Below are 15,435 nucleotides of genomic sequence, written 5' to 3'. Positions count from 1 at the left end.
GAATCGGTGAGAGTATAGGGCTGTGAGCGCAGAGGCAGATCATGAGGAGAGACGTCGCCCGATCCCGGAAACCCCATTGGGCTACCTCGAGCAGCTACCTGCCCTCGTCCTGCTCGAGCGCCTGCCGGTTCCCGTCCTGGCGGTCGAGGACGACGGCACGGTCGTCCACGTGAACAGTGCTTTCGAGAGGATGCTGGGGCACCCCGTCGCGTCACTGCGCGGACGTCCGGTGTCCGAACTCCTCGACTGGGACGAGGCGTCGACTGGCGCCGCGGCGGTCGAACACCTCCGCGAGTCGGCGACCACCCCTGTCGACCTCGCACATCAGGACGGATCCCGGGTACGCGCACTCGTCAGCAGGCCCATCCTCCGCCGGCAGGACGACCCGGTGACCCTGGTCTGCTTCCACGACGTCACCGAACAACTGTGGAACGGCGGCCGGGCCCCGGGCTTCTGACCCCGCGCCCACAGTTGCACACGGATTTGCCGGATTCCCGCGCAATTGCGCCCGCATCTGGCAAATCGCTGTGCAAACAGAGCGACGAGGATGGCCGCGAAACCGCGCGGGCCCGATCAGCCGCGGGTTAGGTTGGCTGCATGGCGACCGGTAAGGACAAGTCACCCGCTGTCGAACTGGAGGTCGGCGACCGGACCGTGCGGATCTCGCACCCGGAGCGCGTCTATTTCCCCGCCACCGGCGCCACGAAACTGGACCTCGCGAACTACTACCTGAGTGTCGGCGACGGCATCGTGCGCGCACTGCGCGAACGGCCCTGCATGATGCACCGCTTCCCGGACGGTCTGAGCGGCGAGAAGGTGCACCAGAAGCGGTTGCCGCACGGTGCGCCGGACTGGGTGCAGACGGTGCGCGTGACGTTTCCGCGGTACAACCGCCACGCCGACGAACTGTGCGTGACGCACCCGGCGGACGTGATCTGGGCGGTGCAGATGTCCACGGTCGAGTTCCATCCGTGGAACTCGCGCCGCGCGGACGTCGAACGACCCGACGAGTGGCGGATCGATCTCGACCCGATGCCCGAATGCGGGTTCGACACGGTGCGGCGCGTCGCCGGGGTGGTGCACGAGGTGCTCGACGAACTGGGTGCGACGGGGTGGCCGAAGACGTCCGGCGGCAGCGGCATGCACGTCTACGTCCGGATTCGGCCCGACTGGGGATTCGGCGACGTCCGGCGGGCCGCGCTGGCCTTCGCGCGCGAGGTGGAGCGCAGGGCGCCGAAGGACGTGACCACCACCTGGTGGCGGAAGGACCGGGATCCGCGCAAGTTGTTCGTCGACTACAACCAGAACGCCCGCGACCACACCATCGCCAGTGCGTATTCGGTGCGGGGTGTGCCCGACGCGACGGTGTCCACCCCGGTGACGTGGGACGAGATCGACGACGTGGACCCACACGAGTTCACGATCGCCACCGTCCCAAAGCGGTTCGCGACACTCGGTGATCTGCACGCGGGAATCGACGACGCCGTGTTCTCACTCGAGCCGCTGCTGGAGTGGGCGGACCGCGACGAGGCCGAGGGCGAGCCGGATCCCGGTGGCGCGGAGGACTAGTCGGCGCTACAGGTCCAGAACCGCTAGAGGTCCAGAACTACGTCCTCTGACGGAGTGGTGCAGCAGATGAGGGTGTTCCCGTCCGCCGGCGGTTCGATGGGTTCCGGGTCGTAGTCGACGGCCCCGGACAGCAGCGCCGTTTCACAGGAGTGGCAGACGCCGGTGCGACAGGACCAGCGTGTCGGCACGTCACACGCCTCGGCGAAGTCGAGGAGGGTTCCCCGCCCGGCGTCCCACGGCACGGTGAGCCCGCTGCGCGCGAACGAGACGGAAGGGCCTGTGCCCGGCGGTCCGGACGGCGGATGGGGCGCCCGTGAAGAAGCGTGAACCACACCGGGATTGAGAGCTCCTTCCGCACCGAACGTTTCGACGTGAATCCGCGCGGGGTCGAGCCCGTCGGCGGCGAGCGCGGACCCGAGATCGGCCATGAACGACGCGGGCCCGCACAGATAGGCCTCCGCGTCGGCGGGCAGACCGAGACCCGCAATCAACTCCCCCGTGAGCCGGCCCGCGGTGGTGTAGTCGGCGCCCCTGCTGTCGGTTTCGGCAGGCCTGCTGTAGGCGATGTGCGAACGACTGCCCGGCAACCGGTCCAGGAGATCACAGCTCTCCTCGGCGAAGGGATGTTCGGATCCGTCACGGGCACCGTGGACCCACCACACCTGCCGCGACGACCCCGCTTCCACGAGTGCGTACAACATCGACAGCAGGGGTGTCACCCCCACACCCGCGGAGACGAGCACCACCGGTCGCGCCTCGCCGTCCAGGAAGAACGTCCCTCGCGGGGCCGCCACCTCGAGGGTGTCACCGAGGCGCACACGGGAATGGACGTATCGGCCTGCCACACCGTGCGGTTCCCGTTTGACACTGATCCGGTAGTCGGCGGCGCCGGGGCGATTGGACAGCGAGTAGCTGCGGATCACCGGGCCCTGTACGTCGTCGGGGTGCAGGCGCAGTGTGATCGACTGCCCCGCCTGCCAGGACGGCAACGCCGAGCCGTCGGATGTGGCCAACGACAGCGACAGAACGCGGCGGCTCTCCTCGTGAATCCCGGTCACCGTGAGCGAGCGGAAGCCGGGCCACGCGGGCGGCGGGCTGCCTGCGGTCTTCGTCAGCCCGACGTTCCCGCCGGCACCCGAATCGGCTCGGTCCAGAATGTTCTGCAGCGACTCCTTCCACCCGGGGCTCAGCGCCGGGATCCGCAACGCCCTCTCCAGTGCGTCGCGCGGGTGGCCGGGCAGATACAGGAGCGCGTCGATCTCCGCGACGGGCACCGCTTCCGGGCCTGCCGCGACCTTCACGACGTCCTGCCCGGCCTCGACCTCCCCTTCCTCGATCACCCGGAGGTAGAAGCCGGGCCTGCGGTGGGACACGAGCAGCGCCGCCATCTGCGGTTCGTTCATGCGCATGCCCACCCGGTAGCACGTCACGCGGGGCTGGGTGACCTCGAAGACCGCGGTTCCGATCCGGTAGCGATCACCGATGCAGACCTCGTCGTCGGCTAGACCGTCGACTGTGAAGTTCTCCCCGAAATGTCCCGGTTCGAGATCGTCACGGCGGAGGTATTCGCGCCAGTGGCGGTACGACTCGGTCTGATAGACGAGCACGGCGCGGATCTCACCACCGTGTCCGCCGAGGTCGCCCTGGCCGTCACCGTCGATGTTGAATCGCCGGACCATCCGCGGCCCGTCGACGGGGCGCTTCCAGACGCCGGTGTGGACCGTCCGGCCCCGCCAGGACACGTCCCGGGGCATCCCGACATTCAGTGAACTGAGCGTGGCCACGGCATTCGCCTCTTCTGGTCGGTACGACACTCGATCGGCCCCCGATCGATCATCTGTCATCCCGTCCCGCGGATCAACGACTCGCCGTGTGACCGCAACGCGACACGCGCCCCGACCGTGCGGCCGAGGCGTGTGTCCCGCATGCCGAGCTCTTCCCTACCGTGCCGGCGGGGGTGGTGGCGGCGGAGGCGGTGGCGGGTTGGGATTGCAGAGTTGGCAGCCGTCGACCGGAGGTTTGGGAACGGGTGCGTGACAATCGTTCTGACAGGGTCTGGCGCCGGCGATCTCGGCGGTTCCCACCAACGAGATCGACAGGGCCGCGAGGATCGCCCCGATGGCCGCCACGATCCTGACGGAAGTTCTGGTAGTCGACATTGTTCCTCCTGTGAGCTGAAGCACGGTGTGCAGCACCGTCGTTCGAGCATCCGGGACGGACGCCACGACTGCCAGGCACCCTGGGGGTGGAGTCGGGCCACCCGGTCAGCCCAGCCGGCCGATCACGTCCAGCACGTCGCGCAGCGCGGACAGCGAGTGCGCGGGGAGGAAGGCGTCGCAGAAGGGCAGCGCGGCCGCCATCGAACCGGCGAGCGGCCGGAAGCCGGGGTCACCGGCGCGGGGGTTGAGCCACACCAGACGATGGGCGCGACGACGCACCCGGGTGAGGGCGTGTGCCAGGCGTTCCGGGTCGTCACTGTCCCAGCCGTCGGACGCGATGACCACGAGTGCGCCGCGCAGTGCGTTGCCGTGCGGGGACGCGAGCAGTTCACTCACGCTGCCCGCGATGTGGGTGCCCCCGAATCTGTCGACCACCTTCTCGTTCGCCCTGCGGACCGCGGTCTCGGCGCTGCGGTGGGCGAGCACGGGGGTCAGCCTCGTCAGCGACGTGGAGAACGCGAACACCTCCGGCCTGCCCGCGGTCTGCCGTTGCACCGCCGCCGCCCGCATCAGGTGGAGGTAGATCGCAGCGTACGGCTGCATCGACCGGCTCACGTCGCACAGCATGACGATGCGGCGCGGACGGTTCCGGGCGCGGCTCCGCGCGAGTACCACCGGCTCCCAGCCTGTGGCCCTCGACCGGTTCATGGTGGCCCGCAGGTCGATACGCCTGCCGCGGCGATGCACTTCGCGACGCCGGGTGCGGCGGGACGGCCACACCGCGGTTGCCTGTTCCAGCCAGGCTCCGAGGAGCCGGAGGTCGCCGGCGTCGAATCGCGCGAAGGGTTCGTCGGCGCGGGCGACGAGCCTGCTGGGCAGTGTGTCCGGCACGGCGGTTAACGCGTCGTGCAGGCTGTCCTCGGCGTTGTCGACGCCGCCGGTCATCAGTGGTCGGGTCATCCACGGCACGCCCTCGACGTCCTGCGCGTCGCCGGGCCGGTCGCGGCCGTCGCGGACGGCGGCGAGGGCCGACTCCCGCCCGGCCGCGGTGCGCCGCGCATGCGGGTCGACCGACAGCAACGCGTCCTCGAAGACCGCGGAGAACACCGCGTCGAACGATGCGAGGTCGTCGACGCGGTTGACGAGCGTCAGACGCGCCGACCAGTACAGCCGCGAACGTGAACTCGGCGACGACAGGTGAAGCGCCTGCACGAACGCCGCGGGACCGCTCGCCGAGACGACGACGCCGCGGGCCCGCAACCGGGCGACGAGCGCCACGGCGAACGCCGCAAGATCGACACCCCGCAGGATGCCCGACGCGGTCATCGCCTGCGGCGGCCCACCACGAGAACGACCACGATTCCCGCGAGGACGGCAGCGAGGATCGGGGCGTACCGTTTCCACGCACCCGCACCGGACAGCGCCAGCAGGTCCAGCGGCGCCGGTTCGGCGGCGGGCCGTGCCACGGACAGCGTCGTGGTGGCGGCGGAGTCGGTGGCGGTACCGGCTGTTTCGGGTTCTGCCGCGGGCTGATCGGCCGGCCCTCCGGAAAGTTTCGCTTCCAGCGATTCCGCGAACTGCCCCATGAGTTTCTCCGACACCTGTTGGATCATCCCGCTGCCGAACTGCGCCAGTTTGCCGACGATCTTCATGTCGGTGTCGACGGTGACGCGGGTGCCGTCGCCCGCCTCGTGCAACTGGGCGGTGATCGTCGCGGACGCGTTGCCGGAACCGCGCGAGTCCCGGCCGCGGGCGTCGATCACGGCGCGGTGCTCCTTCTCGTCGCGTTCGACGAAGGTGGCCTTGCCCTTGAACTCACTCGTCACCGGACCGACCTTGACCTTCACCTTCCCCAGGTAGTCGTCGCCCTCGCGCCCGGTCATCTGCGCGCCGGGCAGCAGCGGCGCAACCTCCTCGAGGTCGCTGAGCACCTCCCACGCCTGCTCGATCGGGGCGCTGACGGTGAACTCGTTGGCGATCTTCATGACGGAAACCTCTCATCCGGTGGCCAGGCCGCGCGCGTAATCGACGAATGCGTCCTGAACCATTGTGCGATCGTCCGGGGTCTTCGCGAGTGCACTCAGGCTCGAGATCGCGTCTTCGCGCACCAGATCGGCCACGCCCAGCGCCGCGAGCGCGGACACCCAGTCGATCGTCTCCGCGATTCCCGGGGGCTTGTCGAGATCGAGGTCGCGGGCACGGCCGACGAATCGGGTGGCGTGCTCGATGAGGAGTTCGGACGCCACGGACACGGTGCGACGCACGATCGCGGCCGCCCGCGCCGGCTCCGGGTAGTCGATCCAGTGGTACAGGCACCGGCGGCGCAGCGCGTCGTGGAGGTCGCGACTCCGGTTGGACGTCAGCACGACGACGGGATGATGTTCGGCCGTGAACGTTCCCAGTTCCGGAACGGTCACCGACGCCTCCCCCAGGAATTCGAGGAGCAGAGCCTCGAATTCGTCGTCGGCTCGGTCGATTTCGTCGATCAGCAGCACGGGCGGGGTCGGTCCCCGATATCTCACACAGTGCAGGATCGGACGTTCCAGCAGGAATTCCTCGGTGAACAGGTCGTCCTCGGTGAGTCCGTCGCCCCGCGATTCGGCCAACCGGATGGTGAGCAGCTGTCGCTGGTAGTTCCAGTCGTAGAGCGCCTCGTTCGCGGTGAGGCCTTCGTAGCACTGCAACCGGATCAGTGGCGCGCCGAGAACGGTCGCCAGGGCCTTCGCCGCGGTGGTCTTGCCGACCCCGGGTTCGCCTTCGAGCAGCAGCGGACGGCGCAGGACCGCGCCGAGGTACAGGGCCGACGCGGTTCCGAGGTCCAGGAGATAGTCCTCGGCGTCGAACCGCCGGACCACGTCCGCCACATCCTCGAACCCCTGCGTCATACCGCTCCCGTCTCCGGCGCGAACGACGCCCGGCACCCCGGCCCGCAGAACCAGAAGTCGTGGCCGTCGCGCCGCAGGTGGACGGTGTCGGGTCCCACCACGACGGGCATCCCGCACACTGGATCGACCGCCTCCACCGCCGCCTGCCGGGCCGAATCGTCCTCCGGGGCCCGCAGTCCCGCTCTCCGCAGCTGCTGCACCAACTCGGCCGCGATCGACACCGCGATCTCCGCCGACGTCCGCGCCCCGATGTCGAGGCCGACCGGGGTGTGCACCCGCGCCCGCTCGGACTCGGTGAGCCCCAGGGTGTCGAGGATGGCTCCCCCGCGAGTCCGGCTGGCGACGAGCCCGACGTACCCGACGCCGGCGTCGATCGCCGCGCGGATGACCTCCGCCTCGGGGCCGCCGTGGCCGGCGAGCACCACGGCCGTGGTGCCGGAGAACTGTCCGGCGTCGTCGTGCTCGACGGTGAACCCCAGCAATTCCGCGATGCCCGCCAGACACTGCGCGATCGGTGTGGTGCCGCAGATCCTGACGAGCGGCGGCGGCACCTGCGGCTCCAGGAAGATCTCCATGGCGCCGCCGGACAGGCACGGATTCACCACGACGGACGCGCCCGGGGTCTCCGGGAACTGCACGGCCCCGTCGGGCAGGACCCGCAGCAGCACGCTCTCGTTGCGCTCCAGCACGCCCAGCGCGGCGGTGCGCACCGAGTTCTGCGCGCATTGCCCGCCGACGAAACCCTCGATCGTCCCGTCCTGCAGGAGGATCGCCTCGTCGCCGGTGTGGCTGGACGTCGGCGGCTGCGCCCGCACCACCGTCGCGTGGACGAACGGCCTGCGGTCGCGCACCAGTTGCGCCGCACGCTCTTTCAAATCCATCGGGCCTCCTCGCAGCCGACCGGGCGACGCTCAGATCGGGGGTGTCGCGCGGCCCTGCATGGCCTCCCACACCCGGGACGGGGTGAGCGGCATGTCGGCGTGCCGCACGCCGAACGGGGCCAGCGCATCCACGACCGCGTTCACCACGGCCGCGGGCGATCCGACGGTCGCCGATTCGCCGATGCCCTTGGCGCCGATCGGGTGATGCGGCGACGGGGTGACGGTGAAGCCGGTCTCGAGTTTCGGGACCTCGAGCGCGGTGGGGATCAGGTAGTCCATCAGCGACCCGCCGAGGCAGTTGCCGTCCTCGTCGAATTCGATGATCTCCATCAGCGCCATGCCGATGCCGTCGACGATGCCGCCGTGGACCTGCCCCTCGATGATCATCGGGTTGATGCGCGTGCCGCAGTCGTCGACGGCGAGGAACCGCCGCACCTTCACCACGGCGGTGCCGGGATCGATGTCGACGACGCAGAAGTACGCGCCGTACGGGTACGTCAGATTCTCGGGGTTGTAGCAGATCTGCGCCTCGAGTCCGCCTTCGATGCCCTCCGGAAGGTCGCCTGCACCGTGCGCCCGCATCGCGATGTCCTGGATGGTCACCTTCGCCGAGGGGTCGCCCTTCACATGGAATTCGCCCTTCTCCCACTCCAGATCGGCGACCGACGCCTCGAGCATCCCGGATGCGATGATCTTCGCCTTGTCCCGCACCTTGCGGGCGACCAGCGCGGCCGCCGCCCCGGACACCGGCGTCGACCTGCTGCCGTACGTGCCGAGCCCGAACGGTGTATTGTCGGTGTCGCCGTGGACCACGTCGATGTCGTCCGGCGGGATGCCGAGTTCCTCCGCCACGATCTGCGCGAACGTCGTCTCGTGGCCCTGCCCCTGGGTCTGCACCGACAACCGGACGACGGCCTTCCCCGTGGGATGGACCCGCAGTTCACAACCGTCGGCCATGCCCAGACCCAGGATGTCCATGTCTTTCCGGGGTCCGGCACCGACGGCTTCGGTGAAGAACGCCATGCCGATTCCCATCAGCTCACCACGCTCGCGGCGTTCCTTCTGCTCCTCCCGCAGGTGGTCGTAGCCGATCATGTCCATGGCCTTGCGCATGGTGGTCTCGTAGTCGCCCGAGTCGTACACCCACCCGGTCTTGCTGGTGTACGGGAACTGTTCGGGCCTCAGCAGATTCTTCAGCCGCAGTTCCGCCGGATCCATCTTCAGGTCGAATGCCAGGCAGTCGACGAGCCGTTCGACGAGATACACGGCCTCGGTGATCCGGAACGAGCAGGCGTACGCCACCCCGCCGGGCGCCTTGTTCGTGTAGACCGCCGTCATCGCGCAGTGCGCGGCCTCGATGTCGTAGCTTCCGGTGAAGACGCCGAAGAAGCCCGCCGGATACTTCACCGGGGCCGCGGTGCCGTTGAACGCCCCGTGATCGGCCAGCACCTTCGTGCGGATCGCGAGCATCTTGCCCTCCGCGGTGGCCGCGATCTCGCCGACCATGATGTAGTCGCGGGCGAACCCGGTGCTCATCAGGTTCTCGCTGCGATCCTCCATCCACTTCACCGGCTTGCCCGTCACGAGCGACGCGACGATCGCGCACACGTATCCCGGGTAGATCGGCACCTTGTTGCCGAATCCGCCGCCGATGTCCGGGGACACCACCCGGATCTTGTGCTCCGGGATCCCGGAGACGAGGGCGTAGACCGTCCGGTGCGCGTGCGGGGCCTGGGAGGTGGTGTACAGGGTGAGCTTGCCGGACACCCGGTCGATGTCGGCGATTGCACCGCACGTCTCCATCGGCGCCGGATGCACGCGGGGGTAGACGATCTCCTGTTTCACCACCACGTCCGCCTTCGCGAACACGGCCTCGGTCGCGGCGGCATCGCCTGTCTCCCAGTCGAAACAGTGATTGTCCGTCTTGCCGTCGAGGTCGTCGCGGATCACCGGCGCATCGGGTGCCAGCGCCGCGCGCGCGTCGACGACGGGATCGAGCATGTCGTACTCGACGTCGATCAGTTCCAGCGCGTCCCGGGCCGAATAGCGGTCCTCGGCGATGACGAACGCTACCTCCTGGCCCTGGAAGCGCACCTTGTCGGTGGCCAGCACGGCCTGCACGTCGTTGGACAGCGTCGGCATCCACGCGAGGTTCTTCGCGGCGAGATCGGCACCCGTCACCACCGCCGTGACCTTCGGAAGTTCCTGCGCCGCAGTGGTGTCGATACTCACGATCCGCGCGTGCGCAACCGGCGACCGCAGGATCGCCAGGTGCAGCATGCCGGGGAGGGTGATGTCGTCGACGTAATTCCCGAGCCCCCGGATGAAGCGGGGGTCCTCCTTGCGGAGCATGCGACCGTGGCCGCACGGTTTCTTGTCGTTGTCTACGACGTCGGCGTCGCCCGAGGGCGGACGCGATTCGACGGTGGTCATGACGCACTTCCCACATGCTCTTCGACTGTCTTCGGCGTGCCCTCGGCGCCCCGCGTCTTGTCTTCCTGGACGTCCGCGTCGAAGTCGCCCGCCGGTTCGGGCTCGGCGGCTTCGCCGGCCCGGTGGTCGGCCGCCCACTGGATCGAGCGCACGATCGTGGTGTACCCGGTGCAGCGGCAGATCTGCCCGGAGATCGCTTCCCTGATGGTGGCCTCGTCCGGGCTCTCCTCCCGGTCGAGCAGGGCCCGCGCCGTCATCATCATGCCGGGCGTGCAGAACCCGCACTGCAGTCCGTGGCACTGCATGAAGCCCTGCTGGACGGGATCGAGTTCGCCGTCGTGCTCGAGGCCCTCGACCGTGCGGACGTCGTGCCCGCCGGCCATCGCGGCGAGCATCGTGCACGACTTCACCGGATCGCCGTCGACGGTGACGACGCACGTGCCGCAGTTGCTGGTGTCGCAACCCCAGTGGGTCCCGGTCAGGCCCAGTTGGTCACGGAGGAAGTGGACGAGCAGCATGCGCGGTTCCACCTCGGCGGTCACTGCTTCACCGTTGACGGTCATGTTCACCTGCATGGCTATGCCTCTTCTCCGGTCGGCTCGTGCTCCACGTCGCTGCGGAGCACCCGGTCGACCGCTGTACGGAGTGTGCGGATCGTGAGTTCGGATGCGAGATGACGTTTGTAGTCGACGGTCCCGCGGGCGTCGCGCACCGGCGAGCAGGCCTGCGCGGCCATCCGCCCGGCCTGGGCGAACGCCTCCTCGGACGGGGGGCGTCCGGTCAGGTAGTCGGCGATGTCCGAGAGTCCGGACGGGTCGGGGTCGACCGCGGTCAGGCCGACGGCGGCCCGGGCGATCTCGCCGCCCTCCACGGTGACGGCTGCTCCGGCCGCGGTGACCGCCCAATCCCCGGTTCGCCGTTCGACCTTGGCGTAGGCGCTGGAGCTGTGGCCGTGGACGGGTATCACGATCTCGATGAGCATCTCGTTGTGTGCGAGTGCCGTCTCGTACGGTCCGACGAGGAACTCGGACATGGGAATTTCGCGGCGTCCGCCGGGTCCCTGCACCACGCACGTGGCGTCGAGGACACCGCAGACCGTCGTGAGGTCCTCGGCCGGATCGGCCTGGCACAGCGATCCGCCGATGGTTCCGCGGTTGCGGACCACCGGGTCTGCGATCACCTTCTCGGCGTCGCGGAAGAGTGGGAACGCCACCGCGAGTTCGTCCGATTCGAGGAGCCGGCGGTGCCTGGTCATCGCACCGATCCGCACCCTCGACCGCTCGGTCGTGATGTATCCGAGTTCGCCCTCGAGGTCGTTGATGTCGATGAGGTACTCGGGATTGGCGAGGCGTAGTTTCATCATGGGGAGCAGGCTGTGGCCGCCTGCCACGAGGCGGGCTTCGTCGCCCAGCCGGTCGAGCAGGGCGATCGCGTCGTCGACGCCCGTTGCACGCTCGTATTCGAAGGATCCTGGTACTTGCATTGTGACCTACCTCACAAATGTGGATCCTTTCAGCCTGCGCAAGAACCGGTGGTCCGTCAACCCCGGTGAACCGCGCCTATTCGACGAGGGAATCCACCGGTTCCTCGTGGTGAATCCGGCCGCTCGACTCCGCCAGCGGGCGCCCCGTGCCGCCCCACCGGCAGGCGATGATCTCGGCGGCGATGGACACGGCCGTCTCCTCCGGGGTGCGGGCGCCGATGTCCAGGCCGATGGGGCTGGACAGCCGGTCGAGTTCGGCGTCGGTCAGACCCGCCTCGCGCAGGCGTTCGCGCCGGTCCAGGTCGGTTCGGCGTGATCCCATGGCACCGATGAACGCGACGTCCGGGAGGCGCAGCGCCGTTTCGAGGAGGGGGACGTCGAATTTGGGGTCGTGGGTGAGGACGCAGATCACGGTCCGGCCGTCGATGGCACCGGCCTCGGCCTGGCCGGCCAGGTACCGGTGTGGCCAGTCCACCACCACCTCGTCCGCGGTCGGGAACCGCGCGTGCGTCGCGAACACCGGCCGGGCGTCGCAGACCGTCACCCGGTAACCCATGAAGGCGCCCTGCCGGGCCACCGCGGCGGCGAAGTCGATGGCCCCGAAGACGAGCATGCGCGGCCGCGGCGCATAGCTGGCGACGAACACCTCCATTCCCTCGCCGCGGCGCTGACCGTCGGTGCCGTACGTCAGCACCGTGCTGCCGCCGGCCGCGAGGAGACCCCGGGCGTCGTCGGTGACGGCGGAGTCGGCGCGGTCCGAACCGAGGGCACCGCTCACGTCCTCGGGCCGGACGATCAGCCGGCGACCCACCCGGGCGGGGTCGGGATGCGCCACGACGGTGGCGACCGCGACCGGCCGGTGGTTCTCGATGTCCCGGACGATCTCACCGAGTTCCGGAAAATTGTCCCGCGAGACGGGCTCGACGAAGATGTCGATGATTCCGCCGCAGGTGAGACCCACCTCGAACGCATTCTCGTCGCTGATCCCGTACCGCTGTAGCACCGGCGTTCCCGTCGCCGCGACGTCGGTGGCGAGTTCGTAGACCGCCCCCTCAACGCACCCGCCCGACACCGAACCGGACGCGCTGCCGTCGGGTGCCACGACCATGGACGCCCCCGCCGGCCGCGGTGCGGAGCGGAACGTGCGGACCACCGTTCCGACGCCCGCCGTTCCACCCGCGGTCCACACCGCCATCAGGTCTGCCAGTACGTCGCGCATCAGCACCCTTCCCGCTCGAGTCCGACTCGCCACCAAGCTTATTCCGCGGACGCGAGTTTGGCCCGGGAGACGGGAACCTCGACGTCGACCGGTGCCAGCGGAAACGGGGGCGTCCCGGCCCCGGCGATCCGGTAGTGGCCCCACGGGTCGCGCTCGGCGAGGGCGGCGGGCACCTCGGGACCGTCGCCGATCGTGAGGAACAGCGGGGTGCGGTTGCGCTGCTTGGCCGCGTCGACGCCGTCGCCGACGACACGCCCGTACCAGTGGTACAGACCGTCCAGCGGTTCGAGGTGACCGTTCAGGAAGACCTCGACGGCCACGGTCAGGTCGCCGGACGTGAGCACACCCGGCCCCCGGTACTCGGTGTCGTCCTCGCGTTCGGCGAGCGAACTCAGCTCGAAGTGCCGGTCGTCGGGGGTGCGCAGGCGCCGCCAGTACGACGCGCTCGAACCCGGCCAGGCCGCCCGGTTGTGGCCGGTGGAATCGAGGTACCAGCTGTCGCAACCACCCGAATTCCACACCGAGCCCTCGAGTTTGCGGTGGATCACCCGGTTGAACTCGCGCTGTGCGCCCGCCCGCACCTCGATCCGCGTCGCGTCGCGTTTCTTCATCAGCGCCAGGCATCGGGTGATGTAGTGCGCCTGGGCCTCGATGACGAAGACGATCGACTGATTGCCGCCTCCGGAGTTCGGCCCCATCATGAGGAAGAAGTTCGGGAACCCCGTGACCGCGACACCGAGGTACGCCTCCATGCCGTCGCGCCAGGCCCGCTGGATCGTCAGCCCGCGACGACCCACGATGTGCTCGTTCTCGAATCGGTCGCCGACCGCGAACCCCGTGCCGTAGACGATGACGTCCGCGTCGTGCATCTGTCCGTCCTCGGTGCGGATCCCGCGCTCGGTGATCTCCGCGATACCCGACGTGACCAGGTCGACGTTCTCCCGTTGCAGGGCCGGGTAGTAGTTGCTGGACACCAGGATTCGCTTGCATCCGATGGTGTAGCCGGGGGTCAGAGTGGCACGCAGGACGGGGTCGTGCACCTGCCTCCGCAACAGCCTCCGGGCGGCCGACTCCAGCACCGTCATCAGCCGTGGGTGCAGGAAACCGGCGATCAGCGATTCGTGACTCCAGTAGATCGCGTGGCGGTAGGCCTTCTGCACGCCGGGCACAGCCTTGAACACCGCCTTCTCGCCTGCGGTGATCGGGCGGTCCAGCTTCGGGAGGATCCAGTGCGGCGTCCGCTGGAAGACGTCCACGTGTGCTGCCGTCTTCGCGACCTCCGGCACGAATTGCACGGCACTCGCTCCCGTGCCGACGACCGCGACCCGCTTACCCGACAGGTCGACCGAGTGATCCCATTCGGCGGAGTGGAATGCCGTTCCCCGAAACGACTCTCGTCCGGGGAACGCGGGAACGCTGGGCTTGTGCAGCGGCCCCGGTCCCGCGACGACGATCCGCGGGTGGAACACGGAACCCGAGCGGGTCTCGACCCGCCACCGGTCCGTGGTCTCGTCGAAGTCGTAGGAGATCACCTCGGCGCCGAACCGGATGTGGGGTGCCAGGTCGTAGTCGCGGACCACGCGCTCGATGTAGTCGAGGATCTCGGGCTGCCGCGCGTACATCCGAGTCCATTTCCGGTTGGGCGCGAAGGAGAACGAGTACATCAGCGACATCACGTCGCACCCGCACCCCGGATACGTGTTCTCCCGCCACGTTCCGCCCACCCGATCGGCCTTCTCGAGGACGACGAAGTTCTCCTGCCCCGCCTCCTTCAGCTTGATCGCCATGCACAATCCGGCGAATCCGGTACCGACGACGAGGACGTCCGGTTCAGCGGTTCCGGGTTTCACAGGAAGCCCCCGCGCCGCCACAGCGCGCGGGAGGTCGCTCGCATGAGGCCGTTCTCCTCGAGGAACGCAGCCAGCGATTCGAACCCGCGGCGTTGATTCTCGCGAAAGTTCGGATTTGCCAGCGCCTGTCGACGCGCCCCCTTCGGATCCAGTCCGGCCCGCTTGTACATGGCCGGGTTGGTGAACAGCCGCTGGAACAGCGGGCCACCGATCCCCTGCAGCGTGCCGACCCACAGCCGGTCGATCCGGTGGCCTTCCGCGACGCGGCGACGCACCCCCTCGCGCGCGAAGCGGATGTGCCGGGACTCCTCGGTGACGTGGATCCGCATCAGCCGGGAGATCATCGGCTGCAACTGCGGGTCTTCGACGACCCGCCGCTGCGTGGCGTCGAAGATCTCCTCGCCGATCAGCGCGGCCACCCAGAGCATGGTTCCGCGAAATGTCTTGGGCAGCACGTTGACCACGACCGCCTGGTACCACCGGAGCTGGAAGGGCTTGGCACCCATCTGCTCGATGGCGCGCCCGAACATCGTCATGTGCCTGCACTCGTCGCCCATCTCGGTGAGCATGTACCGGGTGTGCAGCGAACTCGGATCGTTGTGCAGCAGCGCGCGCAGCAGGGCCTGGTTGAGGATGTTCTCGAACCAGATTCCGACGCTGAGGATGTTCGCCGATTCCTGCCGGGACAGTTCGATGCGCTGCGCCTCGCTCATCGCGTCCCACATCTCGGTCCCCCACAGGGACAGGACCTGCGGCGGCAGGAAGTACTTGCCGTCCTCGAGCGGCGCATCCCAGTCGATGTCGACGACCGGTGCGTACGAACGCTTGACGGAGCCGGCGAGGAGCCGACCGGCAACTTCCTCCCGGTCGATCGTGTGTGAACGCTGAGACATCGCTTTTCCCTTCGTCGAGGGCGATTCCATCTCGTTGCCGTTCATAGGTAAAACGTAAACCCG

13 protein-coding genes are annotated in these 15,435 nt (G+C 68.8%); 2 read left to right on the top strand and 11 right to left on the bottom strand.

Annotated elements, in window-relative coordinates:
• Nucleotides 1–22: 22 nt before the first annotated feature.
• Together CA951_RS00945 and ligD are read left to right on the top strand one after the other, a co-directional pair.
• Nucleotides 23–457 (top strand): PAS domain-containing protein, encoded by a 435-nt coding sequence (locus CA951_RS00945; protein ID WP_087555054.1) that lies wholly within the window; start codon nt 23–25, stop codon nt 455–457.
• 140 nt (nt 458–597) lie between these two features.
• Nucleotides 598–1,569: a non-homologous end-joining DNA ligase gene (gene ligD / locus CA951_RS00940; protein ID WP_087555053.1), complete on the top strand. Its 972-nt coding sequence runs from the start codon at nt 598–600 to the stop codon at nt 1,567–1,569.
• Between the two features lie 23 nt (nt 1,570–1,592).
• Here the strand turns inward: ligD and CA951_RS00935 are convergent, their stop codons facing one another.
• The 11 genes from CA951_RS00935 to CA951_RS00885 all read right to left on the bottom strand — a co-directional run bounded on the left by CA951_RS00935 (nt 1,593) and on the right by CA951_RS00885 (nt 15,402).
• The gene (locus CA951_RS00935) at nt 1,593–3,353 is read right to left on the bottom strand and encodes an MOSC domain-containing protein (protein ID WP_087555052.1); all 1,761 of its coding nucleotides are present in this window, start codon (nt 3,351–3,353) and stop codon (nt 1,593–1,595) included.
• A 480-nt stretch (nt 3,354–3,833) separates the two neighbouring features.
• Nucleotides 3,834–5,054 (bottom strand): VWA domain-containing protein, encoded by a 1,221-nt coding sequence (locus tag CA951_RS00930; protein WP_087555051.1) that lies wholly within the window; start codon nt 5,052–5,054, stop codon nt 3,834–3,836.
• Complete coding sequence (locus CA951_RS00925; protein WP_087555050.1) at nt 5,051–5,713, bottom strand: SRPBCC family protein; 663 nt, start codon at nt 5,711–5,713, stop codon at nt 5,051–5,053. The genes CA951_RS00930 and CA951_RS00925 overlap by 4 nt, the downstream gene beginning before the upstream one ends.
• A 12-nt stretch (nt 5,714–5,725) precedes the next feature.
• On the bottom strand, nt 5,726–6,613 hold the full coding sequence (locus CA951_RS00920; protein WP_087555049.1) for a MoxR family ATPase: 888 nt from the start codon (nt 6,611–6,613) through the stop codon (nt 5,726–5,728).
• A complete protein-coding gene (locus tag CA951_RS00915) occupies nt 6,610–7,494 on the bottom strand; it encodes an XdhC family protein (RefSeq protein ID WP_087555048.1) in 885 nt (294 codons plus the stop codon). Before CA951_RS00915 ends, CA951_RS00920 begins: the two co-directional genes overlap by 4 nt.
• Nucleotides 7,495–7,524: 30 nt before the next feature.
• Nucleotides 7,525–9,927: an aerobic carbon-monoxide dehydrogenase large subunit gene (locus tag CA951_RS00910; RefSeq protein WP_087555047.1), complete on the bottom strand. Its 2,403-nt coding sequence runs from the start codon at nt 9,925–9,927 to the stop codon at nt 7,525–7,527.
• Complete coding sequence (locus CA951_RS00905) at nt 9,924–10,502, bottom strand: (2Fe-2S)-binding protein (protein ID WP_087555046.1); 579 nt, start codon at nt 10,500–10,502, stop codon at nt 9,924–9,926. The genes CA951_RS00910 and CA951_RS00905 overlap by 4 nt, the downstream gene beginning before the upstream one ends.
• 2 nt (nt 10,503–10,504) lie before the next feature.
• Nucleotides 10,505–11,410, bottom strand: a complete 906-nt coding sequence (locus CA951_RS00900; RefSeq protein WP_087555045.1) for a xanthine dehydrogenase family protein subunit M — start codon at nt 11,408–11,410, stop codon at nt 10,505–10,507.
• A 76-nt stretch (nt 11,411–11,486) separates the two neighbouring features.
• On the bottom strand, nt 11,487–12,629 hold the full coding sequence (locus CA951_RS00895; protein ID WP_179220068.1) for an XdhC/CoxI family protein: 1,143 nt from the start codon (nt 12,627–12,629) through the stop codon (nt 11,487–11,489).
• A 38-nt stretch (nt 12,630–12,667) separates the two neighbouring features.
• Nucleotides 12,668–14,479 carry a DUF4873 domain-containing protein gene (locus CA951_RS00890; protein WP_087555318.1) on the bottom strand — a complete coding sequence of 604 codons (1,812 nt, stop codon included), beginning with the start codon at nt 14,477–14,479 and terminating at the stop codon, nt 12,668–12,670.
• Nucleotides 14,476–15,402 (bottom strand): diiron oxygenase, encoded by a 927-nt coding sequence (locus tag CA951_RS00885; protein WP_087555317.1) that lies wholly within the window; start codon nt 15,400–15,402, stop codon nt 14,476–14,478. Before CA951_RS00885 ends, CA951_RS00890 begins: the two co-directional genes overlap by 4 nt.
• Nucleotides 15,403–15,435: the final 33 nt, after the last annotated feature.

Source organism: Rhodococcus sp. NCIMB 12038 (assembly GCF_002165735.1).
GTDB lineage: Bacteria > Actinomycetota > Actinomycetes > Mycobacteriales > Mycobacteriaceae > Rhodococcus_F.
Note: the sequence above shows the minus strand (reverse complement) of the source record. Positions and strands in the feature narration are given on the sequence as shown.

What these genes read in the sequence shown, in the direction of transcription:
- CA951_RS00905 (WP_087555046.1), bottom strand. Translation starts at nt 10,502, where the DNA reads ATGCAGGTGAACATGACCGTCAACGGTGAAGCAGTGACCGCCGAGGTG.
- CA951_RS00925 (WP_087555050.1), bottom strand. Translation starts at nt 5,713, where the DNA reads ATGAAGATCGCCAACGAGTTCACCGTCAGCGCCCCGATCGAGCAGGCG.
- CA951_RS00930 (WP_087555051.1), bottom strand. Translation starts at nt 5,054, where the DNA reads ATGACCGCGTCGGGCATCCTGCGGGGTGTCGATCTTGCGGCGTTCGCC.
- CA951_RS00915 (WP_087555048.1), bottom strand. Translation starts at nt 7,494, where the DNA reads ATGGATTTGAAAGAGCGTGCGGCGCAACTGGTGCGCGACCGCAGGCCG.
- CA951_RS00920 (WP_087555049.1), bottom strand. Translation starts at nt 6,613, where the DNA reads ATGACGCAGGGGTTCGAGGATGTGGCGGACGTGGTCCGGCGGTTCGAC.
- CA951_RS00910 (WP_087555047.1), bottom strand. Translation starts at nt 9,927, where the DNA reads ATGACCACCGTCGAATCGCGTCCGCCCTCGGGCGACGCCGACGTCGTA.
- CA951_RS00900 (WP_087555045.1), bottom strand. Translation starts at nt 11,410, where the DNA reads ATGCAAGTACCAGGATCCTTCGAATACGAGCGTGCAACGGGCGTCGAC.
- ligD (WP_087555053.1), top strand. Translation starts at nt 598, where the DNA reads ATGGCGACCGGTAAGGACAAGTCACCCGCTGTCGAACTGGAGGTCGGC.
- CA951_RS00885 (WP_087555317.1), bottom strand. Translation starts at nt 15,402, where the DNA reads ATGGAATCGCCCTCGACGAAGGGAAAAGCGATGTCTCAGCGTTCACAC.
- CA951_RS00895 (WP_179220068.1), bottom strand. Translation starts at nt 12,629, where the DNA reads ATGCGCGACGTACTGGCAGACCTGATGGCGGTGTGGACCGCGGGTGGA.